This window comes from Mangrovibrevibacter kandeliae (genome assembly GCF_024519155.1).
In the GTDB taxonomy this organism is placed as follows: Bacteria; Pseudomonadota; Alphaproteobacteria; order Rhizobiales; family Rhizobiaceae; genus Mangrovibrevibacter; species Mangrovibrevibacter kandeliae.
Genome location: NZ_JANIFJ010000004.1, coordinates 320,259 through 343,314, shown reverse-complemented (window position 1 = coordinate 343,314; position 23,056 = coordinate 320,259). Strand labels below are relative to the sequence as shown.

Below are 23,056 nucleotides of genomic sequence, written 5' to 3'. Positions count from 1 at the left end.
CCCGTCCCCACGTCCGGCATCCGGGGAGACGGTCGCGGAGCGGCCGGCGGCCGCTCCGCAGCATCACGTCAGCACCGGCACCCGCCGGCCGCCGCCGAGCCGTCGATCACTGCGTTCCGCCGCAGGTCTTCGTCTCGGTGTTGTAGTTGCCGCAGTTGATCGGGTCGGTCCAATCGGCCTCGAGCTTCTTGGAATCCGGCAGGTAGTCCGACCAGGCGTCGCCCGGCACGAGGTCGTCGGTCTCGTCGACGACGTCGAACTGGCCGTCGGCGTTGATCTCGCCGATCAGCACCGGCTTGGTGATGTGGTGGTTCGGCAGCATCTTCGAGACGCCGCCCGTCAGGTTGGGCTGCTCGATGCCCGGCAGGGCCGCGATCACCTTGTCCGGATCGGTGGTGCCCGCCTTCTCGACCGCCTTCACCCACATGTTGAAGCCGATGTAGTGGGCCTCCATCGGGTCGTTGGTGACGCGCTTGTCGTTGCCGATGAACTGGTGCCACTGCTTGATGAAGGCCTCGTTCTCCGGCGTGTCGACCGACTCGAAGTAGTTCCAGGCCGCGAGGTGGCCGACCAGCGGCGCGGTGTCGATGCCGGCGAGTTCCTCCTCGCCCACCGAGAAGGCGACGACCGGGATATCGGTCGCCTTCACGCCCTGGTTGGCGAGCTCCTTGTAGAACGGCACGTTGGCGTCGCCGTTGACGGTGGAGACGACCGCCGTCTTCTTGCCGGCCGAGCCGAAGTCCTTGATCGCCGAGACTTCCGTCTGCCAGTCGGAGAAGCCGAACGGCGTGTAGTTGATCTTGATGTCCTCGGCCGGCACGCCCTTGTCCTTGAGGTACTGCTCGAGGATCTTGTTGGTGGTGCGCGGATAGACGTAGTCGGTGCCTTCGAGGACCCAGCGCTTGACGCCCTCGTTCATCAGGTAGTCGACGGCCGGGATCGCCTGCTGGTTCGGCGCGGCGCCGGTGTAGAAGACGTTGCGCTCGGATTCCTCGCCCTCGTACTGGACCGGGTAGAACAGGATCGAGTCGAGCTCCTTGAAGACCGGCAGCACGGACTTGCGCGACACCGAGGTCCAGCAGCCGAAGACCACCGAGACCTTGTCCTGGCTGATCAGCTCGCGCGCCTTCTCGGCGAAGAGCGGCCAGTCGGAGGCCGGGTCGACCACCACCGGCTCGAGTTTCTTGCCGAGCAAGCCGCCTTTCTTGTTCTGCTCGTCGATGAGCATCAGCATGACGTCCTTGAGGGTCGTCTCCGAGATGGCCATCGTGCCGGACAGCGAATGGAGGATGCCGACCTTGATGGTGTCTCCCTCCTGCGCCAGCGCGCCCGTGGCACCGAGCGCGGCAAACCCCAGAGCTGCGATACCCCCGCGCAGCCAGTTGCGACCCGACTTCATCAATCTCACCTCCAGCGTTGACGGCCCGCCTGCACGGGCACCGTGGCGGCAGTCGCAAGCCTCGTGCCAGTTCCAGCCGGCGATGCGCGGAGACGCCGCAGCGCTTCGAGGTGATAGAGCGGCCTTGCCGCGCGGCCGCAAGACGCGTGTGACCCGGTGGGAGCGACGGATGCAGGCACCGGGCGTGCTGCCCGTTCGCGAGCCATCAGAAGGGTTGCATGCCCAATAAATGCGCAGGCGACACACGGGCACCCATCTTCGGGCCGATTGAAGGGAAAATGCCTTCGACCCGAACCTCAGGTGGGCTGGCCCTCCCGCTGGGGCCAGTCGCAGCGCCAGGTCTTCACCGTCCAGCGGGGATGCTCGCCCGCCCATTCCGCGACATAGGGCATCGCCAGCATCATGCACTGCGCGAGCGACCCGCGGCTCTCGTAGTGCAGGTGCTCCTCCCGGCAGGTGCCGGGATCGGCGAGAAGACAGACGGACAGGATGAGATCGATCATGGACGGCTCCCACGGCGGTCGACGCGACGGTGCCCACCAGTCACGAGATACGCGACAAACAGGCCTGCGGATGCCCTGGCTCGCGGCGGCCCGCAGGAGCCGAGTCGCGACGGCGCGGTCAGCCGGCCGGAACGAAGACCTCGCCCTTGCCGAGCGCCGCCGTATCGCCGCCGAACCGGCGCATCGGCCGGGCAAGTCGTTCGCCGATCCAGCCGATGCCGGGATAGCCGCGCGCCATCAGGCGCAGCGCGAGGAGTTGCGCGACGCCGTTGTCGAGGAAGGTCGGACCGAGCTCGGACACCCCGCCAGCGACGATCACCGTGCCGCGCCGCATGAGGGTGCCGGCGCCGTCCGCCGCACGGCCCCCGACGAGGAGCGTGCCCGCGATCATCCGGCTCGCCGCATCCTCGCCGACGTCGCCGTCGACGACGATGACGCCGCGCCGCATCCGATCCGCCGCGCGCCGTCCCGCAGACCCCGTCACGTGGAGGAAGCCGCCGCGCATGCCAGTCATTTCGCCGCCGAGCGGGCCGGCGAGACGGTCGCCGGCATTGCCCCCGACGACGACCTCGCCGCCGAGCAGCCCGGAACCGGCGAACGGACCCGCATTGCCCTCGACGACCAGCCGCCCGCCGGCCATCCGCCGGCCGAGACAGGCACCGACGTCGCCGGTAACGCGGATCTCGCCGCCCTGCATGGCGAAGCCGAGATTGTCGAAGCGTGCCGAGCCGCCGTCGAAGCGGATGGCGTCGGCCTCGCCCATCATAATCGCAAAGACGTCGCCGACCGTGAGCCCCCGTTTGGTCGTGCCGATCGGCAGCGCGGCAATCTCCCGCTCGCTGGAGCCCGAAAGGCGCGACGGCACCAGCGGCGACAGGTCGAGCCGCTCCTCCGGCTCGGCGCGCAGGGTGAAGGTCAGGCCACTCACGGCGCGAGCTCCTTGAGGTGGTAGTGGAAGGGCCCGAGCTTGCCGCCGTAATTGCCGGCGCCGATCCGCAGCGCGCCCTGCTCCGGGCCGAGTTCGACCACAGCCTTCAGCCCGGCCCGCATGGCCTCGGCCACGCTCGCGTCCGAGAGCCCGTCGATGACGATCTCGAGCACCGAACCGACTGCGGGATCGAGCGCCGTGTCGACCATGCCCTTCAGCGTCGGGCAGTAGGCGTCGTTGGTCGAGGCCATCATGCCCTTGTACTTGCCGCCGATCTTCGAGCCCGAGCGCACGACGCCGCCGGGGAACGGCATGATCGCGCCCGGCACCCTGTAGATCGCCTCGACCGCGGCTTCCGCCGCGGCGAGCGCGCGGTCCGCGTCGCGCGCGAGCAGCAGCATGTTGCCGCCGCCGACCGCCGCCCTGGTCATGCCGGTGGTCGCCTCGCAGACGAACTCGCCCTCCATCACCGGCATGCGCCAGTAGTGCTTGCCCGCGAACTTCTTGGAGACCTGCCAGCCGTCGGCGAAGTAGCGGATGGCATTGCCGAGCGGGATCTGGTCCTCCGCCTCCAGCCCGGCGTAGCAGGCCGAGGACGGGCTGGTGAGGATGCACTGGCCGAGCCGGGTGGCGAGCTGCTTTTCCAGCGATGCGCTGTCCATCGCGAAGAGGAGCACCATCACGCCCGGGCGCCCGTCGGGCGTCTCCTCCGGCGTCAGCAGGCGATCGATGCCGGCCTCGCAGCCGCAGGCGATGACCGAAGTGGCGAAGCCGGTGAAGGAGCGCGCCGCCTCCAGCGCCCAGCGCTCACTGACGGCGGTGATGACGATGCCGGTGCCGCGCATCGGAAAGGCCTCGGCGAAGCTGTCGTCGAGGACGACACCGTTGCGGATCAGGGACTCGCTCATCGCATGTCCACCCAGCCGAACGGCGTCTCCCGGCCGAGCGCATCCTGCGGCACGGCGAACCAGTGCGCCGGCAGGCCGTATCTGTCCTGCATGTAGCGCTCCATCCGCCGACCCATCGCCGCGTCGGTTTCGGCCTTGAGCGCCAGCGCCTTGCCGAAGCGGCGCCGCGTGACCGCGCCGTTTTCCACCACCACCTCGCCGTCCTTCAGGAGCCAGGCGGCGCTGGCGAACATCTGCGCCTTGTCCTCGCCGGGCCGATAGACGGCGATGTCGGCGACGGCGCCCGGCGACAGATGCCCGCGGTCGGGCAGACCGAGCAGCCGCGCCGGTGCCGCGCGGGTCATGATCGCGATCTCCGCGAGCGTGTACTCGCGGTCGAGTTCGGTCAGGCAGGTGGCCTTGACCGCCGCGTCCGGCAGCATCTCCAGCCAACGGGCGCGCACGTCCCTGTCCATCAGCAGCGCGAACAGTTCGGGATAGGCGGTGAAGGGCGCGCCGTTCGGATGATCGGTGGTGAAGAACACCCGCCAGGGGTCTTTGATGAGGAGGAACAGCTCGAGCCCGATCGCCCATTGCAGCGCCGAATAGTAGCTCGTCTCCTTGTAGTCGATCGGCACGACGCCGCCGCCGTTCGCCTCGCCGTCCATGATGACGTACTTGCCGGGCGAGCCGGCGGTGCGTCCGGCGAACTGGCGCAGTTCGTCGGAGGAGATCGTCACGGTCGGGCCGAACATCACCTGGCCGATGTCGACGGTGATCTCGGGCCGCGCATTGACGAGTTCGGCGAGCCGCTGCCCTTCCGAAGAGAAGCCGCGCTTGCCGCCCGCGCCATAGCCGTAGAACTGCAGGTGGGCGAGGTGCAGCGGCAGGCCCTCCGCCGACTGGATGGTCGCGGCGGCCGAGTCCGCGCTGCCGGCGATGCCGAGATTGTTGCAGTGGACGTGCAGGGGATGCGGGATCTTGAGGCCGGTCACCGCCGACTGCAGCGTCTTGACGATGGCCCGCGACGTCACCCCGTAGTCCGGCACCTCGTCGTCGATCGAGAAGGCGCGGACATTGTCCTTGAAGGCGGCCGAACCTCCGGCATTGATCGTCTTGACCCCCAGCGCACGGGCGCTCCCGACCGTCCAGGCAACGTAATCCTCGATGGCCTGCGGGCTCTCGCCCGCCCGCATCAGCGACAGCAGGACATCGTCATTGCCGAGGACGACCAGTGCGGCCTTGTCGATGATCGGGATGTCCGCGAGCTCGAGGTGCGAATGCAGCGCGCTCGACGGCGCCATGGCGGGCTCGACGACGAGCGTGAAGCCCATCTCGGCGTAACGCAGGCCCGTCTCCTCGGCCGTCCAGCCGATCTGCGACAGCTTCGTCGCGCCCGGCCGGGCCTGGAACGCCTTGTGGAACTCCGGCAGCAGCAGGCGGGCGGTGTTCACGTGGCCGCTGGCGATGTGCGAGTGGATGTCGATCGCGCCCGCCATGACGACGAGACCGGCGCAGTCGATGATGCGGTCCGGCCTCGGGCCGTCGGGTGCCTCGACGACGCGGCCGTCCTCGACCCACAGATCCGCCGGGCCGTCGAGGCCGGCGACCGGATCGACGACATGGCCGCCCTTCAGACAGGTCAGCATCAGGCCGCCTCCTCCTGGCTGGCCGCATCGAGGGCTTCGGCGATGCCATCGAGCAGCTCGGCCGGCGACGGGCGATCCGACGCCGTGCCGGGAGCGGCCGCGACGAAGCTGCCCCAGAGCTCGTTGAAGCGGATGAGATGGCCGGCGCTGGTGGAGGCGACGGTGAAGCGGATCGCGGGCTCGCTGCGCCAGGCGGTCGCGTCGGACGTGACGGCGATCAGCGGCAGCTCGCGGAAGGCCTCGGGCAGATCGGCCTCGCCGGATCCGAGGTGGACAACGAGGTCGCACTCCCCGCTTGCCGCCAGCCGCGCGCCGTCGAAGCGCCAGAGGTCGTGCTCCGGCACGCCGCGCCCGAAGCCGAGGCGTAGCGGCCAGCCGGCCGTCCAGGTCGCCACCTGCGCCGCACCGAAGGCGGCGGGGTCGCCGCTCAGCGGCAGCGTCGTCCAACGTGTTTCGGCATTCAGGTCGGCCACCAGGCCGAGGAGCATCTCGAGGTCCAGTTCGTCGAGGTCGCAGGCGGCGAAGACGAGCGCGCCGAAGCGGGCCTCGCGCAACGTCACGGCCAGCGCATGAATGACATCGGTGGCGAGAGGCCCCTTGCCGAAGCGCTGCCCGGACACGCCGGCACGCAGCATTGACAGCGCCGCACGCAGCTGGCCCGGAGCGCAGGCGACTGCCTCGACCCTTCCGCCGCCCGGCAGATCGGGCAGCGCGGCCGGCCCGCCGAGCCACAGCACGCGACGCGGCCCGCCCTTGCCACGACCGAGGTCGGGCTGTTCGGTCAAGACGAAATCGGCGAGCTCGGGCGCCGCCTGCAAGGCATTCGGCCCGACGAAGAGCAGCATGTCCGCGCGGCGCCGGATCTCGGCGGGAGCGCCGACGAAGCTGCCGGTTTCCCGCAGCACGGACAGCCAGCCCAGAGCCGCTGCTGCATTTTGCTGGTCGACCGCCCCACCCGCTTGCGCGGCGAGCCGCAGCAGGGCGCGCGTGGTGGCGACGTCGCCGTAGTCGCCGGTGAAAAGGGGGTGTCGGCTCGCCCTGATCCGCCCTGCCGCCGCCGCGATCGCCGCCGCGTGTTCGGCCGCCTCCCCGTCGATCCAAGCTGTGGTCACGCTTCCCGCTTCCTGGCACCCGTACCCTGTTCTAGGGCATGGCGCCGGAGGACGGAAGACCTCGGGTACCGATGGCGGTCACGTCGGGCCTGCCGCGCGCGCCTCCGCCTTTGTCATACCGGATGTAGGCGAAGCGCGGGTCGTCCGGCGTGCCGGTCAGGGGCCCGCCCTCGAGCCCCGGCTGCCAGCCCACGACCTCCTCGATCTTCCGGGCCAGGGCGAAGTCCTTGTCGGTGATGCCCTTCGGCATGTGCGTCATCAGCCGCACCTCGACAAAGGCGTAGGAGGCGCAGATGTCCGGATGGTGGAAGGCGGCTTCGGCGAGATGGCCGACCGCGTTGATGACCATCAGCGTGCCCTTCCACCCGTGCGTCCGGTAGGTGCGGCGGATCCAGCCGCCCTCCAGCCGCCAATGCGGCAGTTCGGCGGCGAGCCGGGCCTCCACCACCGCGTCGTCGTGGGTCGCCTCGGTCATGGTTCGTCTCCCTTGCCGTGTGACGGCAAAGGATAATAGAACGACTGGGGCACAGGAAGGCAGGGTGTGGTGAGACCGGACGTCGTCAGCGTGTGCGCGCCCGCCCGCCTGCATCTCGGCTTTCTCGACCTCAATGGGGGCCTCGGCCGGCGCTTCGGCGGCATCGGCCTCTCGGTCTCGGACGTCGCCACGCGGCTCTCCGTCGAGCGCGCCGGAACGACGCGAGTCGACGGTCCCGAGGCCGAGCGCGCCGCGGCGCACCTGACGCGTCTGACCGATCTCCTCGATCTGCCGCGCGGTCACCGCCTGACGATCGAGGAGGCCATCCCCGCCCATTCCGGCCTCGGTTCCGGCACCCAGCTGGCGCTCGCCGTCGCTGCCGCACTGTGCGCGCTGCACGAGCGCCCCTTCGACCCGCATGAGATGGCCGCCCGCCTCGGGCGCGGCAGTCGCTCCGGCCTCGGCGCCGGTCTGTTCGCGACGGGCGGTATCGTCGTCGACGGCGGCAAGGGCGCTTCGGAGGCGACCCCGCCGATGATCGCCCGCCTACCCTTCCCGGCCGCCTGGCGGGTGATCATAGTCCGCGATCCCGCCCATCGCGGTCTGTCCGGCGCCGCCGAGATCGAAGCCTTCCGGGCGTTGCCGACATTTCCCGCTTCGGAGGCGGCGGAGATCTGCCGCCTCACCCTGATGCAGGTTCTGCCGGCGCTGGCCGAGGAGGATCTTTCCGCCTTCGGCCGTGCCATTGCCGAGATCCAGCTGAAAGTCGGTTCGCATTTTGCGCCTGCGCAGGGCGGCGTCTTCACCAGCACCAGGGTCGGAGCGGCGCTGCGCGCGCTCTCGGCGGCTGGCACGCACGGCATCGGGCAGAGCTCCTGGGGCTCGGCCGGGTTCGCCTTCGCCGCCGCGCAGGACGAGGCCGAGGCGGCCGTCGCGGCGCTCGCCCGCACCGGCCTCTGCGAAGGGCTGGAGATCGCGATCGTCGAGGGGCTGAACCACGGCGCGCGCGTCGAGGCGAACGGCTGAGGTCCGACCGCGAGCAGACGGCAAAAACGAAGCCAGATCGGAGGAGACGATGGTCGAAAAGACGATTCTGCACATGCTGACCCCGCACAAGCATGTCAGCCCGTTCGACGTGAACATGGCGGCCGATGCAGGCTTCGACGTGATTGTGCCCTACGAGAACGTCACCCTCGAGGAGGTCGGCGACCTGGTGCAGGACGCGATCTTCTCGCGCCCGCCGGATCGTGGCGCGGCGACGGGCATCTTCTTCGGCGGCGACGACGCGGTGCTGGCGCTGGACATGATCGAGGCCGGCAAGTCGGCGCTCGTGCCGCCCTTCGGCTGCCATCTCTTTGCCGATCCCGCCGGCTCCTTCACCACCGCGGCGGCGATGGTCGCCTGCGTCGAGAAGCGGCTGAAGACGGCGACCGGCCGCGACCTGTCCGGCCTGCGCATCGCCGTGTTCGGCGCGACCGGCGTCGTCGGCTACTCCTCGGCGGTGATCGCCGCGCTGGAGGGTGCCGAGGTGACGCTGGTCGGTTACAGCGGCCTGAAGCGCGTCGAGGATCGGGCGGCGGAGATCGCGGCGCGCTTCGGCGTCAGGGTGAAGGCCGCCGACGGCTCGACGGCAGAGAAGAACACCGAGATCATCCGCGGGTCGGATGCGGTCTTCGCCGCGGCGAAGGCCGGCGTGCGCGTCCTTGACACGGCACAGATCGCCGCCGCGCCCGATCTCCTGATCGCCGCCGACGTCAACGCCGTGCCGCCCTCCGGCATCGAAGGGATCGACCCCTTCGACGACGCCAAGCCGATCGGCGACACCCGCGCGCTGGGTATCGGCGCCCTCGCCATCGGCAACGTCAAGTATCAGACCGAGGCCGGCCTGTTCCGCCGCATGATCGAGGCGAAGGAACCTCTGGCGCTCGACTTCCGCGACGCCTTCGCGCTCGCCCGCACGCTGGTGCCCTGACCATCATGTCCGCTGCGCCGGAGCTTGCCTCCCCGTCTGTCGCGGCGCCCGCGCGCGACGTCGTCATCGCCACCTTTTCAGGCCGCGCGCTGGCCGCCGCGGCGCGCCGTGCGGGCTATCGGCCCTACGTCGCCGATCTCTTCGCCGACAACGACCTGCGCGACCTCGCCGACGGCTTCGAGACCGTGCATGGCGACTTCGTCAGCGGCTTCGACGGCGACGAACTTCTGGACGCGCTCGACCGGCTGGCGGCCCGCTGCGCGCCCCGCGGCGTCCTGTGCGGTCCGGGCTTCGAGGACCGGCCGGAGCTCCTGGAGGCGATCGCCGCCCGCTGGCCCTTGCTCGGCAACGGCGCGGCGGTGGTGCGTGCACTGAAGGATCCGATGCGCTTTGCCGCGCTGTGTGCCGCGGCCGGCATCCGTCACCCGGAGACGCGGCTCGACCCGCCGCCTGGGGACGACGGCTGGCTGTCGAAGCGCGTCGGCGCTGCCGGCGGCCTGCATATCGGCGCCCCGTCCACCCGCCCGCATGCAGCCGACCGCTACTATCAGCGCTTCATCGAAGGCGAACGCGTTTCGGCGCTCTTCGCGGCCGGCCGGGGCGCAGCCGTGACGCTCGCCTTCTCCCGGCAGTGGCTCGGCCCGACGGAGGCGCTGCCCTTCCGCTATGGCGGCGCCTGCGGGCCGGTCCATCCCGGTGCCGACGCCGAAGCCGGCATGACCCGCGCGGTTTCGGCCGTCGCGGCGGCCCTGCCCGATCTCGTCGGGCTCGGCAGTGCCGACTTCCTGCTCGGCACCGAAGGCCCGGTTCTGCTCGAGATCAATCCACGGCCGGGTGCCTCGCTCGAGGTCTTCGACGGGACGGCCTGCCCGCTCTTTGCCATCCACCTCGACGCCTGCGAGGGCCGGCTGCCACCAGCCGCCCCGCATTTCCCGTCGGCCAAGGCGCTCGGCTACGCCTATCTCGACCGCGACGAGGCGGTGATCGCGCGGGACACGTGGCCGGACTGGGTGTCGGACCGCCCGGCGCGCGGCACGATTCTCCATCGCGATGCGCCGATCTGCACCCTCACCGCCGAGGCCGCAACACCGGACGACGCCATCGCGCTCTTTAAGGCGCGACTGAAGATCATCAAAAGAGAGGTCGAAGGACAGGACACATGAGCGCGTCACATCCCAGCGTGAATGCCGGTGCGGCGGCGCTCGTCACCGCCCTCGTTGAACGGCGCGAGGCGCTGCGCGTCGCCGTCACCACCGGCGCGGCCGGCGAGCATCTGATCGATCTCGGCGCCGCCGTACAGGGCGGCACGGAAGCCGGACGGCGGCTCGCCGAGATCTGCATGGGCGGCCTCGGCCGGGTCGCCATCGCGTCCGATCCGACACTCGCGCGCTGGCCCTTCTCGCTGACGGTCGCAACCTCGCAACCCGTGATCGCCTGCCTTGCCAGCCAGTATGCCGGCTGGCACCTCGGCCATGGCGAAGGCGAGACGAGCTATTTCGCCATGGGCTCGGGCCCGGCGCGGGCGCTCGCCGCGCAGGAGGCGATCTACAAGGATCTCGGCTATGGCGACCAGTCCGGCGAGGCGGTGCTCGTCCTGGAGACCGACCGGCCGCCGCCGCCCGACCTCGTGCGCCGCATCGCCGAGGACTGCGCGGTCGCGCCGGAGCGCCTGACGATCCTGTACGCGCCGACCCAGAGCCTCGCCGGCACCGTGCAGATCGTCGCCCGCGTCGTCGAGGTGGCGCTCCACAAGGCGCACGCCCTGGAGTTTCCGCTGGAGCGCATCGTCGAGGGTCTGGGTGCGGCGCCGCTGCCGCCGCCGCATCCCGACTTCATCACGGCGATGGGGCGCACCAACGACGCGGTGATCTATGGCGGCCGCGTGCAGCTCTGCGTCACCGGGCCGGCCGACGACGCGCGCCATCTGGCCGAGCAGCTGTCGAGCCGCAACTCCAAGGACTACGGCACGCCGTTCGGCGACATCTTCCGCGCCTACAACGGCGACTTCTACAAGATCGACCCGATGCTGTTCAGCCCGGCCGAGGTGATGGTCGTCGCACTCGAAACCGGCGAGTGCTTCCGCGGCGGCGGCATCGATCCCGCGCTGGTGGACAAGAGCTTTGGCTGACGGCGAGGCCGGCGTGCCCGGCGAACCGGCACCCCTGGGGCGCCATTTGGGGATCGCGCTCGTCACGGCCGATCTCGACCGACACGCCCGCGACCTCGTCGCCGCCTTCGCGGCGCTGGGCGCGACGGCCGTGCCGATGGATCTCGCCGCCATCGCCTTCGACACGGCCTCGCCGACGGGCCTCGTCCTGCCGACGTTCGGCACGCGCCTGCCGGCCGCCGTCTGCGTGCGCACGCTCGACGCCGGCTCGTTCGAGCAGGTGACGCGGCGGCTCGCCGTCCTGCATGCGCTGGAGGCGCTCGGCGTCCCGGTGTCGAACCCGCCGGCGGCGATCGAGCGCTGCGTCGACAAGTCGGCGACGAGCTTCCGCCTCGCCCATGCCGGCCTGCCCACGCCGCGCAGCTTTGTGGTGGAGACGCGCGCGGAAGCCGTCCGCATCGTGGAGCGCGAAACGGTACCGATGGTGCTGAAGCCGCTGTTCGGCGCGCAGGGCAAGGGGCTGATGCTGATCCGCGAACCGGACGAGTTGCCCGAGCCCGAGGCGGTCGCCGGGGTCTACTACCTCCAGCGCTTCGCCGGGCGGGCGATCGACGGCCGCTTTTCCGACTACCGGGTTCTGGTCTCGCACGGCCGGGCCGTCGCCGCGATGATGCGCCGTTCGAGCGGCTGGATCACCAACATCAAGCAGGGCGGCGAAGGCATCGCCACTCCGCCGGACCCGGAGCTGGAGGCACTCGCGGTCGCGGCGGCGCAGGCGGTGGGGGCCGACTTCTGCGGCGTCGATCTCGTGCGTGATCCGGAGGGTGCGGCCCAGGTCATCGAGGTGAACTCGATGCCCGCCTGGACCGGCCTGCAGAAGGCCACCGGCCTCGACATTGCGGCGATCCGCGCGCGCGACCTCCTCGCCCGCCTCCGTGCCGCGGCGGTCACGCCGGAACGCGCGACCGCATGAGCCTTTCAGCCGACCGCGTGGCCTGCCTCTACGAGACCGCCTGCCTCGCCGAACTCGACGCGCTGAAGCCCGGCAACGTCCACCGCTTCGCCGGCGGCCACGCCATGACGGTCGAGACCTTCGAGACCGCCGCCGCCGTCACCGCGCCGCACGTCGCCGATCACCGGGCCGAGGTGGGCGCACGCATCCTCGCAGCCGTCGAGGCCACCCGCGCGGCCGTCGCCACCAACGCCAATCTCGGGATCCTGCTGCTCTGCGCGCCGCTCGCGGCCGCCGCCGAGCGCACCACGTCCGGCGGCGGCGAGCGCCAGTCCGAGACGGCCCTGCGCGCGACACTCGGCACCGTGCTCGCGGCGCTCACGCCGCGGGATGCGGCGACCGTCTTCCGCGCGATCGCCCTCGCCGCGCCGGGAGGGCTCGGCGAGGCGGCCGAGCACGACGTTCGCGGCCCTCCCGACATCTCCCTCGTCGGCGCCATGCGGCTCGCGGCCGATCGCGACCTCGTCGCCCGGCAATATGCCGACGGATTTGCCGAACTCTTCGACGTCGGGCTTCCGGCAATTCGAGCGGCGCGAGCCGCGAGTGCCGATTCGGCGAGCGCCACCGTCGCGGTGTTCCTTGCCTTCGCCAGCGGCTTCCCCGACAGCCATGTCGGCCGCAAGTACGGTGCGGATGCCGCCGAAGCCCTGCGCCTGCGTTTCGCCGCCGCCGCGAACCGCTTGCCCGCGCTGGCCGATCCCGCCGCACGTCACGCGTTTCTGTCGGCGCTCGACGCGGAGTTGAAGCGCGAAGGCCTGAATCCAGGCACCTCGGCGGATCTGACGGTGGCCACTCTTTTCCTCGACGGCCTGTGCCGGACGCTTGCGGAACGCAAGTCCGGGTGATTGACTGTCGCCCGCGGGGAAGACCCGCAGCTATCTGGCCAACCGGTCCTGAGCGGACGTCGCGAACAAGGATAGCCGCCGGAGGAGGAATCCGGCTCCGGGGGGATCCGTCGCAAGGGGTGTCGCGTGCCGCGACGCCGGCGTCGATCAACCCGGTTCGAAGAGGATTGGCGTCGGACGTGCCCGCTCACGGTCGCGGCGGCGCCAGGGAACGCTTTGAAGGAGGAAAGTGGCCATGGCGAAGATCAACAAGGTTCTGGTCGGCGAATCGCTCGTCGGCGAAGGCAACGAGGTCGCGCACATCGATCTCATCATGGGCCCGCGCGGCAGCGCCGCCGAGCTCGCATTCTGCAACGCGCTGACCAACAACAAGGACGGCTTCACCACCCTGCTCGCGGTGGTCGCCCCGAACCTGCCGGTCAAGCCGAACACCATCCTGTTCAACAAGGTCACCATCAAGGACGCCAAGCAGGCGGTGCAGATGTTCGGCCCGGCCCAGACCGCGGTCGCCCGTGCCGTCGCCGACTGCGTCGAGAACGGCACCATCCCGCAGGACGAGGCCGACGACATCTTCATCTGCGTCGGCGTCTTCATCCACTGGGAAGCCGCGGACGACGCCAAGATCCGCGACTACAACTACCGCGCCACCAAGGAGTCGATCGAGCGTGCCATCGCCGGCACCCCGACGGCGGCCGAGGTCGTCTCCAAGAAGGGCACGGCCGCGCACCCGTTCGCCGGCGCCTAGAGCGGACACCATCCAGGAGAAGAGCGACCGGCGATGGAAGCCGGACTTCTCCGGCGATTGGCCGCTATCTTCGGGTTCGGGAACTAGCGTGATTGAAAGGGGGCTGCGGCCCCCTTTCGCATGAGAAGGACCGGCGTCGGCGGCGCGATGCGCGTCGACTTGAGACGGGAGCCTTTAGCGACCCACGCAAATTGCTATGGCAGCCTTGCGACCATGACGCGGGACGACCGTTCAACAGCGAGTGGCATACTCGAACACAGTATGTGTAAGCGTCTCGTTTCGAGGCGCCCTCTCAGCAAGGGATGGTTCTCATGTTCTACCACGACAAGCGCCTGCAGTACCCGGTCAAGGTCGACGCGCCGGATCCCGCCTTCGCCCGGATGCTCCAGCAGGCCATCGGCGGCGTCGAGGGCGAGATCCGCGTCGCCATGCAGTACTTCTTCCAGGCGTGGGGTGCGCGCGGTCCCACCAACAAGTACCGGGACATGCTGCTCCACACCGCTACCGAGGAGATGGGCCACATCGAGATGCTCGCGACTGCGGTCGCGCTGAACCTCGAAAAGGCTCCGACCAGCGCGCAGGAGCAGGGTGCCGCCGATGCGGTCGTCGGCGCGGTGATGGGCGGCGAAAGTCCGCGCCACGTGATCGAAGGCATGCTGCAGCGGCACATCCTTTCGACGGGCATGGCGGCCTATCCGGCCAATGCCGACGGCGTCCCGTTCGACATGTCGCACATCTACGCCAGCGGCAATCTCGCCGCGGACATGTACTGCAACGTCGCAGCCGAGAGCACCGGGCGCGTGCTGGCCGTGCGGCTTTACAACGCGACGCAGGATCCCGGCATGAAGAAGATGCTGCACTTCATGATCGCCCGCGACACGATGCACCAGCAGCAGTGGCTGGCGGTGGTCGAGGAACTCGGCGGAGCCGCCGCCTTCCCGATCCCCAACAGCTTCCCGCAGAGCGAGGAGGATCAGGAGCACAACTACGACTTCTTCGCCACCGCCGTCGACGGCACGCCGCCGCAGGACGGTCGCTGGACGCACGGCCCGTCGATCGATGGCAGGGGCGAGTTCAGCGTGTTCCAGAACACCCCTCTGGGCGAGGAGCCGGTTCTGGGTCCCGCTCGTCCCGACAGCGCGGCTCAATCCGAGCAGATGGGCTGACGGACAGCGACACCAATGCGATACGGCCGCTCGCGAGGCATGCGGCCGTATCGCCCTCCCTCGGGTGATCCTGATCGCGCTATACTCCCCATAAGTATACTTCGGCCGACGTCGAAGATCCTTCGAAGGATTCGCGGCGCGCAGCGCCGCAACAGGATCCCCGATGCATCGGCCCATCCTGCGCTGCATGCGGCCCCTGCACGTGATCGGCGCCACCGATTCACGATATCCGTGCGAAACTTTACTCCGGCCCACTATTTTTCTGTGCGATGTCGAACTTTAATCCGATAGAGCCCTTATCCACTATTCGTCTCTCCCCACGAGCAGGCCTTGGTCCGTGATCGAAAGCGAAATCCTGGATGGTCGGATCGAGTTGCGCCGGTCCGATGACGAGAAGAAGCCGCTGCTTCAGCGGCTGAGCCGAATCGAGGGCCAGGTCCGCGGGCTCCAGAACATGATCGCCGAGAACCGCTACTGTCTCGACGAGGTGCAGCAGATCAACGCGATCACCGCAGCGCTGCGGGAGGTCGCCCTCCTGATCATATCCCAGCACGTCACGGCGGGCGTGAAGCTCGCCATTGCCGAGAACGACACGGAGACCGCGGTCGACGATCTGATCCGTGTCCTGCGCGCCGGGATGCGGACCGCCAATCACGGCTGACCGGAGCGGAGGCTCCAGCGCGTGTCCTCCCGCGTCGCATCTCCCGCCACGACGGAGCGTCAAGCGCCGCCGCGCAGTCCGCCAGCGGCCGCCCATCGATCGAGGTCCGGCGCCGGCAGCCCGCCCCGGTGCAGGACGCTCGCAACCAGCACGCCCTCGGCGCCGATCGCCTCCAGCCGATCGACATCGTCCGCGCCGCGCACGCCGCCCGCCGCGTACACGTTTCGTCCCTCCGCCCTGTCGAGCACCCATCGCAGCCGCTCGAGATCGGGACCAGCATCGCTGCCGACCCGCGCAAGCGTCATGACGATCAACCGCCGCGGCCAGAGATCGGGTCTATCGAGGAGCGCCGCGGGCCCGCGAAACCCCTCGGCGCCGAAATCGAGCGACAGCACCACCCGCGGCTCGCCGGCCAGCGCCTCGAGTTCCTCGACGCCGGCGAGCGTCTCGCTGCCGAAGACCGGCGTCACCTGCGGTTCGGCCAGCGCCACGCGCCCCTCGGCAGCCCCGGCGAACCCTGCGTCGAGCCAGAGTTCGACGTCCGGCATCGCCGCCCGCAGGGCGGCCAGCGCGCGAATGTTGTCGCCGCGCCCTTCGATCCTGTCGAGATCGGCGATATAAAAGCGGGCGAACGGATGAAGTCCCGCCAGGCCCTTCGCCACCGCGACGGGCTCCGGCGAGGCGCTGAGGGGTGTCTGGATCGGGCGGTAGTTCGCGCGGTCGCCGGCCTGGCCGCGAACGACGACGCCGCCCTTGAGATCGAGAACGGGTATGATCTGCACGGTGAACGCGTCTCCCCTTGAGCGGCAGGCGTCCTATCAGGAAACGGAACGGCGCGCATGGTGAGAAGTCTCGGGTGGGACGTCGGCGGCGCGCATTTGAAAGCGGCGCTCGCCGAGGACGGGCGCATCGTCCGCGTCTGGCAGCGCGCGACACCGATCTGGCAGGATCTGCGGTCGCTGGAGGAGAGTCTCGACGAGATCCTCGGCGTGGCGGACGACGTCGATCGACACGCCGTGACGATGACTGGCGAACTCTCCGACCTCTTTGCCAACCGCGCCGATGGCGTCGAGCGGCTGACCAACATCCTGTCCGCCCGGCTCGGCCGGCGCATGGAGCTCTATGCCGGACGGGCCGGCTTCGTGCCGGCCTCGGCCGCGCCGCATCGTTATGCAGACATCGCCTCGGCCAACTGGCACGCGACCGCGAGCCTTGCCGCGACGACGATGGACGAGGCTCTGGTCATGGACATGGGCTCCACGACCACCGACATCGTTCCCGTCGCCGGCAAGGCGACGCGCGCCGCGGGCTATACCGACGCGGAGCGGATGGTCGCAGGCGAACTGGTGTATCAGGGCTTCACCCGCACCAGCCTGATGGCGGTGGCCGAGCGCGTGCCCTTCGCCGGGACCCTCGGACCGGTGATGTCCGAGCATTTCGCCACGATGGCCGACGTCGAGCGCCTGCTCGACTGCCTGGAGGAGGACGACGACCAGTACCCCGCCGCCGACGGCAAGGCGAAGACGCTGGAGGCCTCGCGGGCCCGGCTCGCCCGGATGATCGGGCGCGACGCGTCCGAAGCGTCGCTCGAGGCCTGGGCGGCGCTTGCGCAGTGTTTTGCGGAAGCGCAGCTGCGCAAGGTGCACGACGCGGCGCTGCAGGTGCTGTCGCGTGGCGGATTGAGCGACGAGGCGCCGGTCGTGGTGGCCGGGATCGGCCGCCCGCAGCTGCGGCGCGTCGCCGCTCGGCTCGACCGCGGCGTCGTCGACTTCGCCGATCTCCTCGATTGCCCGTCCGATCTGCGGGACGCCGTGACACGCGTCGCGCCTGCCGCTGCGCTCGCGGTTCTGGCAGCCGAGGCCGACTGAAACGCCTGGGCGGCGTCGGCCGTCGCGGCGGTCGCCGGCGGCGGGTCGCTAATCGCCCTCCGCCAGATGCGCCTCGACCCGCTCCATCAGCCAGCCCCAGGCCTGCCTCTCGGCGGCACCGCCGGTCTTGTCGATCGCGATCCGGAGATAGGCGACCTCGCTCTCGATCTTGTCGCGCGGCAGCATGGTGAGCCGGCTGACGAGGATCGCCAGTTCCAGCACCGCCGCGCGAGCCCGGTTCAAGCCGGTGAACGGCGCGTGGCTCGCCGATGCCGCGACCCGGCAGTGGAAGCGCGGCCGCGTGGCATCCTCGGTCACCCGCTCGACCGCCAGCACGTCATGCGCCAGCGCCGCCTCCAGCCGCGGCACTGCGCAGCCCTCGACCGGCGTCAGCGGCCACTCGCGCCGCCCGGTCAGGCATCCCGCGAAGACCAGCGGATCGTCGGTGTAGCTGACGACGGCAATGCCGGTCGCGGCGAGATTGTCGAGCGTGCGCGACGGACGGAAGGGCGCGACGACCCAGCCGTCGCCGTCCTCGATGATGCCGAGCGGCGCGATGTGCACCGTGCCCGCCGCGTCGACCGTGGTCAGGATGGTTTCGCGGATATAGGGCATCAGCGCTCGTCCTCGTCGGCCTCGTCGAGTGCGCCGCCGGCATCGGCGCGGGCGGCGTCCCGGGCCGCCTTGCCGGCCTTGAGCGTGTGGCCCGCCGCCTCCAGCCGCGTGCGGTCCTCCTCGCGCCGATCGGCGGCGGCGCCGAAGTCGAGCGGCTCGTCCTGCGCGAAGCGCTTGCCGAGACGCCAGGCGATCTCGGCCTTCTGCAGCTCGGCGCCGAGATAGAAGGCATGCGGCGCATCCTCCTCGACGCCGAGCTTCGGGAACAGCTCGAACGCGTCGGTCGCGACGTGATGGCCGTCGCGGTTGTAGACGTGGATGCCGTCCGGCGCCGTCTCGATGCGGTAGGCGCGGTCGCGCACGCCGGCCGCCTGCGCCGCCAGTTCGTCCGGCGTCGAGGCATAGGGTTTGCGGTCGTGCAGCTGCAGCAGCGCCTGCGAATAGCCGCGCGGCAGCGCCGCGTCGGCCCGGGCCGCGAAGAACATGCGCCGTGCCGCATCGTGCTCCTCGATGGTGCGCCGCGTGTGCGGGCTGACGTGCACCACGAGGAGATTGCGGACCCGAAGCTCCGAGCAGATGCCGAGCAACATCGCGGTGATCCCGCCCGTATCGGCATCGGTCAGCTCGGTGAGATTGCCGGTGCCCATCATGATCTCGACCTCGGGCCAGCGCTCGCGCAGGGCGTGGTAGCGCGAGAGGGACGCCGAGAAGCCGAAATGGATCGGGTCGAGGATCGGGTCCGCGACGAACGGGATGCCGCGCCGGGTCGCTTCGGCGATCGCCCGGTCGAGCGAGGCCATGTCCTGCGGCTTTGCCGGCACGAGGATCGGAACCGCCTCCCCCGCATCCGCGACGTCGAGCGTCTCCTCCGTCAGGCTGAGGAGGAAGTCGGCGCCCGCCGCCGTGCCGCGGCGCAGCTCCTCGCGATCGGCCGAATCGACGCTCACCGCGAGACCCTGCCGCTTCAGCTCCTGCACCGCCTCCTCCAGATGCGGAAACGGCGTGTCCGGCAGGCAGCCGAGATCGATGACGTCCGCGCCTGCCGCCCGCATCGCCGCCGCCCGCGAGGCGATCGCCTCGATCGAAAGCGCCGAGGCATCGACGATTTCGGCGAAGATCCGCATGTCGTGGCGTGAGAGATCGGGTGGCGCGCCATCCCGTCCGAGGAACTGCGGCAGGTCGACGAGTTCGTCCGGCCCGCGCAGCATCGGCACGCCGAAGTGGCGTGACAGCGCGTCGAGGTCGGCGCGGCAGCGACCGGGGACGACGATCCGGTCGGCTTCCACCGGCACCGGCAGGCGGCGGCGGATGATGTCGCCCGTCATCAGCGCGGCGACCTTTACCCCGACGTCGAAGATCTGCCAGGCGAAACCCGTCTCGCCGAGCCCTTCGAGCAGGCGCTCGAGCCGCGGTCGTGCGAGATGGCCGGTGAGGAACAGGAGGCGTTCGCGGCTCATGCGCTGGCGGATGCTCCGGCCGAACTCAGGCGGCCGCCTGCGCGCGGCGCCGCACCGGATGCCCGAGCGCCGCGCCGCGCGCGAAGATCTCGGCCGCGCCGGGCAGATCGGCCGGACCGGCAAGGGTCAGCTGCGTCCGCGGCGACAGCATGGCCGGCAGCGCCGGATCGACGATGCCTTCGGCGACGAGATCGGCGAGGTCGCGCCCGCCGCCGACGTCCACCTGCTTGACCAGCGCCAGCGGCGCGCCGCCGAGATGAGCGGCGAGCCACGCCGCGAGGCTGTCGGAGGTGACGGTCCAGTCCTGCGGGATCCGGGCGTCGGCGAGCGTCAGGCGCGCCGGCATCCAGACAGCGATCGCGCCCGCATGGCAGGCCTCGACAATCTCCATCTCGGTCGGGGCCGGCCGCAGCCGCGTGCCGAGGCTCGCCAGCGCCACGCCGAACAGCTCCATCGCCATGATCGCCATGCGATGGGCCGCCGCATCGTCGAAGCCGATCACCGGCTGCTGAAGCCGCACGGTGTCGGCGAACGGGCCACCGCCCGGCACCAGCACGAGCGGTCGCCTCGCCGCTTCCATCGCCGCGATCCAGCGGTGGAGATCGGACGTGGCGGCCGAGCTGCCGCCGAGCTTCACCACCAGGAGATCGTCCAGCCCCTCGGGCCGGGACGCGGTCTGCCGAACGGTCATCGTCTCGTCCCCCATGCCTGGTGGCCTCAGACCTCGAGCGGCCGGCGGATCTCGATGCCGACGGCGCCGGGACCCAGTTCGAGCTTCTCGACCCGCACCGTCACCGCCGCGAGCCGCCGATCCTGCAGAAGGAACGCCGCAAGCTCCTCGGCCAGCGTCTCCACGAGATCGGTATGGCCTCGATGCACGAGCGTGCGAACGCCGTCCATGATGATGTCGTAGGAATAGACCTCGTCGATCGCCCGCGGCGCTGCGGCGCGGCGTCTGATGTCGGCCTCGACCGTAAACCGTACCTTCTGGGTCCGACCGCGCTCGAAGCCGTAGGCTCCGATCTCCATCTCGACCTCCATGTCGCGCACGAAGATGCGATCGATCGCCAGGCGCTCCTCAGCCGCATCCTCGGCGACCCCGCCCGCACTGCCGACGATGAGCGCCTTCAGCCGCGCCACGGCCTCAGCGTCGATGGCGCCGCCGCGTGCCCCGCGCGTCAGTGCACCGCGAAAGCCGAGATAGTCCGGAGCCAGCACGGCGAGACGCGGCACGTCCGGCGCCTCCAGCGATCCGGCAAGGCCGCACATCAGGCCGAGCCGGCGGCTGGTGTCGACGAAGCCCTTGATCTGCGGCAGCGGCAGGTGGGAGATCAGCCGGTCACCACTCTTGTGCAGGGTGTCGAGCATCGCCCCGACGAAGCCCGCCTCCTTCAGGGAAGGCAGGAGCGAGAGGTTCGGCTGCGCGTCGGCGAAGAAGACGGCGATCAGCCGCATCTCCCGGGCGAGCCCTTCCAGCCCGGCGATCACCGCCCGCTGCTTCTCGGGCGCCGCCGGAAACAGTCCGATCTTGACGTATTGCGCAGCGCGCCGGGCGCTCACCGCCTGCGCCACGAGCTCGGGCTCCATCGGCAGGTCTCCGGCAACCGCCGACACCGGGCGCCGGCCCGCGACCGCCGTCACCGTCTCCTGCAGCACCTCCGGCGACACGGCCCGCAGCGCCCCTTGCGTCGGGTCCTTCAGGTCGATGAAGTCGGCGCCGCCGGCAATGGCGATCTCCGCTTCCTCCGGCCCGGTGACGCTCGCCAGGAGCGCCGTCAACGCAGCGCCTCGAGCTGCTTCTTCAAGACGTTGCGATAGAGGTAGTCGATGCCGCGCGACCAGCTTTCGTCGGTGTTGCCGCGAATGTCCGCGCTGCCGCCCGCGACCTTCTTCCCGGTCCCGGTGTCGCGCACGTAGACGTTGATGTTGAGGATCAGGTTCGACACCTTCTGCACCTCGCCGGTGACGGCAAGGTCGGCACCGACGGATTTCGCGAGCGTCACGTCGCAGCCGCCGCAGGCCTGCAGGTGCTGGCTCGCCGCGCGCTTTTCCACCGGCGCGGTATCGACCGCGGCAAAGCCGGGCTCGGCGTCGAACTTTGCGACGAGCGCCGGCGCCAGCCGCTCCAGCCGCGCCGTCTCCGCCGGCTGAACGCCGCGCATCTGGCCGTCGAGGCTCGTGTCGTTCAGCTCGAAGTCGAACACCGCGACCTTTCGCTCGGCCGCCAGCGCCGGCCCGCACAGGAGGACGGCTGCGGCAAGAACGGGAAAAAGTCGCACTTGCGGGAGGCGGAGGGGGCGGTCTCTCATGGCGGCGGATACTACGCCTCGTCCCGCGACAAGCAAACGACAATCCCTGCTGCGGTGCGGGAGGCGGCGGTGTCCGGGAGGACAACCGGGAGGACGGCGTGTTCGACGCATCCCATCGCCGCGAGGGCCTGATCGGCACGCTCGCTTCGCTCTGCTTCGCCGCCACCGGCGCCCTCGCCCAGACGGCGCCCGCCGCGCCCGGCAAGGCACCGCCTGAGGAGATCCGGATCGGGTACCTCAGGACCTACGAGCGCACGCTGGCGCTGTCGGTCCTCGACATTCCGCCGGAGGACATCGGCATCGCCGGCGCCAAGGTCGCGCTCGCCGACAACGCCACCACCGGCAAGTTCATGAACCAGGACTTCACGCTCGACCTGCAGAGCCTGAAGCCCGGCGAGGACGTCCTGCCGGCGGCGCAGAAGCTCATCGCCGACGGCGCCCACTGGATCGTCACCGACCTGTCGGCCGAGGATACCCTGAAGGTCGCCGACGCGTTGAAGGGCACCGGCGCGCTGGTCATCAATGCCGGCGCGACGGACGACCGGCTCCGCGAGGAGGACTGCCGCGCCGACATGCTGCACACCGCGCCGACCCGCTCGATGCTCGCCGACGGGCTGGTGCAGTACCTGATGTGGAAGCAGTGGCGGAACTGGGTGCTGATCACCGGCAGCCACCCCAACGACAAGCTCTTCGCCGAGGCGCTGAAGAACGCGGCGAAGAAGTTCGGCGGCAACATCCTCGAGGAGCGCGTCTTCGAGGACAAGGGCGGCGCCCGCAACACCGATTCCGGCCAGGCGCTGGTGCAGCGGCAGATCCCGGTGTTCATGCAAGGGCTGCCCGAGCACGACGTCGTCCTCGTCGCCGACGAGAGCGAGGTGTTCGGCAACTATATCCCCTGGCGCACCTGGGTGCCGCGTCCGGTCGCCGGCACCGCCGGCCTCGTCCCGGCCACCTGGCATCCGGCCAGCGAGCAATGGGGCGGCGCGCAGATCCAGAACCGCTTCGAGAAGGCAGTCGGCCGCCGCATGGAGCCGACGGACATGCAGGCCTGGACCGCCGTGCGCATCGTCGGCGAAGCGGCCTCACGCACCCGCTCGGCAGATCCCGCCACCATCGACGCCTTCATCAAGAGCCCCGACTTCACCGTCGCCGCCTTCAAGGGCCAGCGGCTGACCTTCCGCGACTGGAACTGGCAGATCCGCACGCCGATCCTGCTCGGAACGCAGGACTCGGTCGTATCGACCTCGCCGCAGGAGGGATTTTTGCATCAGGTCTCCGAACTCGATACGCTCGGCGTCGACCGGCCCGAGACCAGGTGCCGGCTCGACAAGTAGACGCCGGCCCAC

The 23,056-nt window shown here is 70.2% G+C and carries 23 protein-coding genes and 1 pseudogene; 11 read left to right on the top strand and 13 right to left on the bottom strand.

Annotated features, from left to right (window positions below):
• Positions 1–106 precede the first annotated feature (106 nt).
• The 7 genes and pseudogenes from urtA to NPA30_RS13390 form a co-directional block, all read right to left on the bottom strand.
• Positions 107–1,399 carry an urea ABC transporter substrate-binding protein gene (urtA, locus tag NPA30_RS13420; protein WP_256803203.1) on the bottom strand — a complete coding sequence of 431 codons (1,293 nt, stop codon included), beginning with the start codon at positions 1,397–1,399 and terminating at the stop codon, positions 107–109.
• A gap of 296 nt (positions 1,400–1,695) precedes the next feature.
• Positions 1,696–1,902, bottom strand: coding sequence for a hypothetical protein (locus NPA30_RS13415; RefSeq protein ID WP_256803202.1), 207 nt, complete (start codon positions 1,900–1,902; stop codon positions 1,696–1,698).
• Between the two features lie 118 nt (positions 1,903–2,020).
• The gene (locus NPA30_RS13410; protein ID WP_256803201.1) at positions 2,021–2,830 is read right to left on the bottom strand and encodes a formylmethanofuran dehydrogenase subunit C; all 810 of its coding nucleotides are present in this window, start codon (positions 2,828–2,830) and stop codon (positions 2,021–2,023) included.
• Positions 2,827–3,738 (bottom strand): formylmethanofuran--tetrahydromethanopterin N-formyltransferase, encoded by a 912-nt coding sequence (gene fhcD, locus NPA30_RS13405; RefSeq protein WP_256803200.1) that lies wholly within the window; start codon positions 3,736–3,738, stop codon positions 2,827–2,829. Before fhcD ends, NPA30_RS13410 begins: the two co-directional genes overlap by 4 nt.
• A complete protein-coding gene (locus NPA30_RS13400) occupies positions 3,735–5,366 on the bottom strand; it encodes a formylmethanofuran dehydrogenase subunit A (RefSeq protein ID WP_256803199.1) in 1,632 nt (543 codons plus the stop codon). The genes fhcD and NPA30_RS13400 overlap by 4 nt, the downstream gene beginning before the upstream one ends.
• A complete protein-coding gene (locus tag NPA30_RS13395; RefSeq protein WP_256803198.1) occupies positions 5,366–6,478 on the bottom strand; it encodes a molybdopterin-binding domain-containing protein in 1,113 nt (370 codons plus the stop codon). Before NPA30_RS13395 ends, NPA30_RS13400 begins: the two co-directional genes overlap by 1 nt.
• A gap of 109 nt (positions 6,479–6,587) precedes the next feature.
• A pseudogene (locus tag NPA30_RS13390) lies at positions 6,588–6,953 on the bottom strand (4a-hydroxytetrahydrobiopterin dehydratase); the annotation flags it as partial.
• 69 nt (positions 6,954–7,022) lie between these two features.
• On the opposite strand from NPA30_RS13390, the gene NPA30_RS13385 reads away from it, so the two are divergent.
• From NPA30_RS13385 to NPA30_RS13345, 9 genes are all read left to right on the top strand, one after another.
• Positions 7,023–7,979: a beta-ribofuranosylaminobenzene 5'-phosphate synthase family protein gene (locus NPA30_RS13385; RefSeq protein WP_256803197.1), complete on the top strand. Its 957-nt coding sequence runs from the start codon at positions 7,023–7,025 to the stop codon at positions 7,977–7,979.
• Positions 7,980–8,028: 49 nt separating this feature from the next.
• Positions 8,029–8,925, top strand: a complete 897-nt coding sequence (locus NPA30_RS13380; protein WP_256803196.1) for an NAD(P)-dependent methylenetetrahydromethanopterin dehydrogenase — start codon at positions 8,029–8,031, stop codon at positions 8,923–8,925.
• 5 nt (positions 8,926–8,930) lie between these two features.
• Complete coding sequence (locus NPA30_RS13375; protein WP_256803195.1) at positions 8,931–10,088, top strand: ATP-grasp domain-containing protein; 1,158 nt, start codon at positions 8,931–8,933, stop codon at positions 10,086–10,088.
• Positions 10,085–11,053, top strand: a complete 969-nt coding sequence (gene mch, locus NPA30_RS13370; RefSeq protein WP_256803194.1) for a methenyltetrahydromethanopterin cyclohydrolase — start codon at positions 10,085–10,087, stop codon at positions 11,051–11,053. Before NPA30_RS13375 ends, mch begins: the two co-directional genes overlap by 4 nt.
• A 46-nt stretch (positions 11,054–11,099) precedes the next feature.
• Positions 11,100–12,005 carry a RimK family alpha-L-glutamate ligase gene (locus NPA30_RS13365; RefSeq protein ID WP_372338804.1) on the top strand — a complete coding sequence of 302 codons (906 nt, stop codon included), beginning with the start codon at positions 11,100–11,102 and terminating at the stop codon, positions 12,003–12,005.
• Positions 12,002–12,889 (top strand): triphosphoribosyl-dephospho-CoA synthase, encoded by an 888-nt coding sequence (locus NPA30_RS13360; RefSeq protein ID WP_256803192.1) that lies wholly within the window; start codon positions 12,002–12,004, stop codon positions 12,887–12,889. Before NPA30_RS13365 ends, NPA30_RS13360 begins: the two co-directional genes overlap by 4 nt.
• A 235-nt stretch (positions 12,890–13,124) precedes the next feature.
• The gene (gene fae, locus NPA30_RS13355; protein WP_256803191.1) at positions 13,125–13,634 is read left to right on the top strand and encodes a formaldehyde-activating enzyme; all 510 of its coding nucleotides are present in this window, start codon (positions 13,125–13,127) and stop codon (positions 13,632–13,634) included.
• Between the two features lie 311 nt (positions 13,635–13,945).
• Entirely contained in the window at positions 13,946–14,800 is an 855-nt protein-coding gene (locus tag NPA30_RS13350; RefSeq protein WP_256803190.1) for a manganese catalase family protein, read from the top strand.
• Between the two features lie 337 nt (positions 14,801–15,137).
• Positions 15,138–15,461: a metal-sensitive transcriptional regulator gene (locus tag NPA30_RS13345; protein WP_256803189.1), complete on the top strand. Its 324-nt coding sequence runs from the start codon at positions 15,138–15,140 to the stop codon at positions 15,459–15,461.
• Between the two features lie 59 nt (positions 15,462–15,520).
• Here NPA30_RS13345 and NPA30_RS13340 read toward each other — a convergent pair whose 3' ends face one another.
• On the bottom strand, positions 15,521–16,243 hold the full coding sequence (locus NPA30_RS13340) for a HisA/HisF-related TIM barrel protein (RefSeq protein ID WP_256803188.1): 723 nt from the start codon (positions 16,241–16,243) through the stop codon (positions 15,521–15,523).
• A gap of 57 nt (positions 16,244–16,300) precedes the next feature.
• On the opposite strand from NPA30_RS13340, the gene NPA30_RS13335 reads away from it, so the two are divergent.
• A complete protein-coding gene (locus tag NPA30_RS13335; protein WP_256803187.1) occupies positions 16,301–17,329 on the top strand; it encodes a hydantoinase/oxoprolinase family protein in 1,029 nt (342 codons plus the stop codon).
• A gap of 48 nt (positions 17,330–17,377) precedes the next feature.
• On the opposite strand, the gene NPA30_RS13330 is transcribed toward NPA30_RS13335, so the two are convergent.
• From NPA30_RS13330 to NPA30_RS13310, 5 genes are read right to left on the bottom strand one after another with little or no spacing between them, the layout of a single operon-like run.
• Positions 17,378–17,944, bottom strand: a complete 567-nt coding sequence (locus NPA30_RS13330; protein WP_256803186.1) for a DUF447 domain-containing protein — start codon at positions 17,942–17,944, stop codon at positions 17,378–17,380.
• Positions 17,944–19,401 carry a DUF6513 domain-containing protein gene (locus NPA30_RS13325; RefSeq protein ID WP_256803185.1) on the bottom strand — a complete coding sequence of 486 codons (1,458 nt, stop codon included), beginning with the start codon at positions 19,399–19,401 and terminating at the stop codon, positions 17,944–17,946. Before NPA30_RS13325 ends, NPA30_RS13330 begins: the two co-directional genes overlap by 1 nt.
• Positions 19,402–19,426: 25 nt before the next feature.
• Positions 19,427–20,092, bottom strand: coding sequence for an amino acid kinase family protein (locus NPA30_RS13320; RefSeq protein ID WP_256803184.1), 666 nt, complete (start codon positions 20,090–20,092; stop codon positions 19,427–19,429).
• Positions 20,093–20,118: 26 nt separating this feature from the next.
• Positions 20,119–21,180, bottom strand: coding sequence for a (5-formylfuran-3-yl)methyl phosphate synthase (locus NPA30_RS13315; protein WP_256803183.1), 1,062 nt, complete (start codon positions 21,178–21,180; stop codon positions 20,119–20,121).
• Positions 21,177–21,680 carry a DUF3280 domain-containing protein gene (locus tag NPA30_RS13310; protein ID WP_256803182.1) on the bottom strand — a complete coding sequence of 168 codons (504 nt, stop codon included), beginning with the start codon at positions 21,678–21,680 and terminating at the stop codon, positions 21,177–21,179. The genes NPA30_RS13315 and NPA30_RS13310 overlap by 4 nt, the downstream gene beginning before the upstream one ends.
• Positions 21,681–21,808: 128 nt before the next feature.
• On the opposite strand from NPA30_RS13310, the gene NPA30_RS13305 reads away from it, so the two are divergent.
• Positions 21,809–23,044, top strand: a complete 1,236-nt coding sequence (locus NPA30_RS13305; RefSeq protein WP_256803181.1) for an ABC transporter substrate-binding protein — start codon at positions 21,809–21,811, stop codon at positions 23,042–23,044.
• Positions 23,045–23,056: the final 12 nt, after the last annotated feature.

Coding starts and splice junctions, on each gene's coding strand:
- fae (WP_256803191.1), top strand. CDS start 13,125: ATGGCGAAGATCAACAAGGTTCTGGTCGGCGAATCGCTCGTCGGCGAA.
- NPA30_RS13375 (WP_256803195.1), top strand. CDS start 8,931: ATGTCCGCTGCGCCGGAGCTTGCCTCCCCGTCTGTCGCGGCGCCCGCG.
- mch (WP_256803194.1), top strand. CDS start 10,085: ATGAGCGCGTCACATCCCAGCGTGAATGCCGGTGCGGCGGCGCTCGTC.
- NPA30_RS13400 (WP_256803199.1), bottom strand. CDS start 5,366: ATGCTGACCTGTCTGAAGGGCGGCCATGTCGTCGATCCGGTCGCCGGC.
- NPA30_RS13415 (WP_256803202.1), bottom strand. CDS start 1,902: ATGATCGATCTCATCCTGTCCGTCTGTCTTCTCGCCGATCCCGGCACC.
- NPA30_RS13325 (WP_256803185.1), bottom strand. CDS start 19,401: ATGAGCCGCGAACGCCTCCTGTTCCTCACCGGCCATCTCGCACGACCG.
- NPA30_RS13380 (WP_256803196.1), top strand. CDS start 8,029: ATGGTCGAAAAGACGATTCTGCACATGCTGACCCCGCACAAGCATGTC.
- urtA (WP_256803203.1), bottom strand. CDS start 1,399: ATGAAGTCGGGTCGCAACTGGCTGCGCGGGGGTATCGCAGCTCTGGGG.
- fhcD (WP_256803200.1), bottom strand. CDS start 3,738: ATGAGCGAGTCCCTGATCCGCAACGGTGTCGTCCTCGACGACAGCTTC.
- NPA30_RS13320 (WP_256803184.1), bottom strand. CDS start 20,092: ATGACCGTTCGGCAGACCGCGTCCCGGCCCGAGGGGCTGGACGATCTC.
- NPA30_RS13360 (WP_256803192.1), top strand. CDS start 12,002: ATGAGCCTTTCAGCCGACCGCGTGGCCTGCCTCTACGAGACCGCCTGC.
- NPA30_RS13350 (WP_256803190.1), top strand. CDS start 13,946: ATGTTCTACCACGACAAGCGCCTGCAGTACCCGGTCAAGGTCGACGCG.
- NPA30_RS13335 (WP_256803187.1), top strand. CDS start 16,301: ATGGTGAGAAGTCTCGGGTGGGACGTCGGCGGCGCGCATTTGAAAGCG.
- NPA30_RS13330 (WP_256803186.1), bottom strand. CDS start 17,944: ATGCCCTATATCCGCGAAACCATCCTGACCACGGTCGACGCGGCGGGC.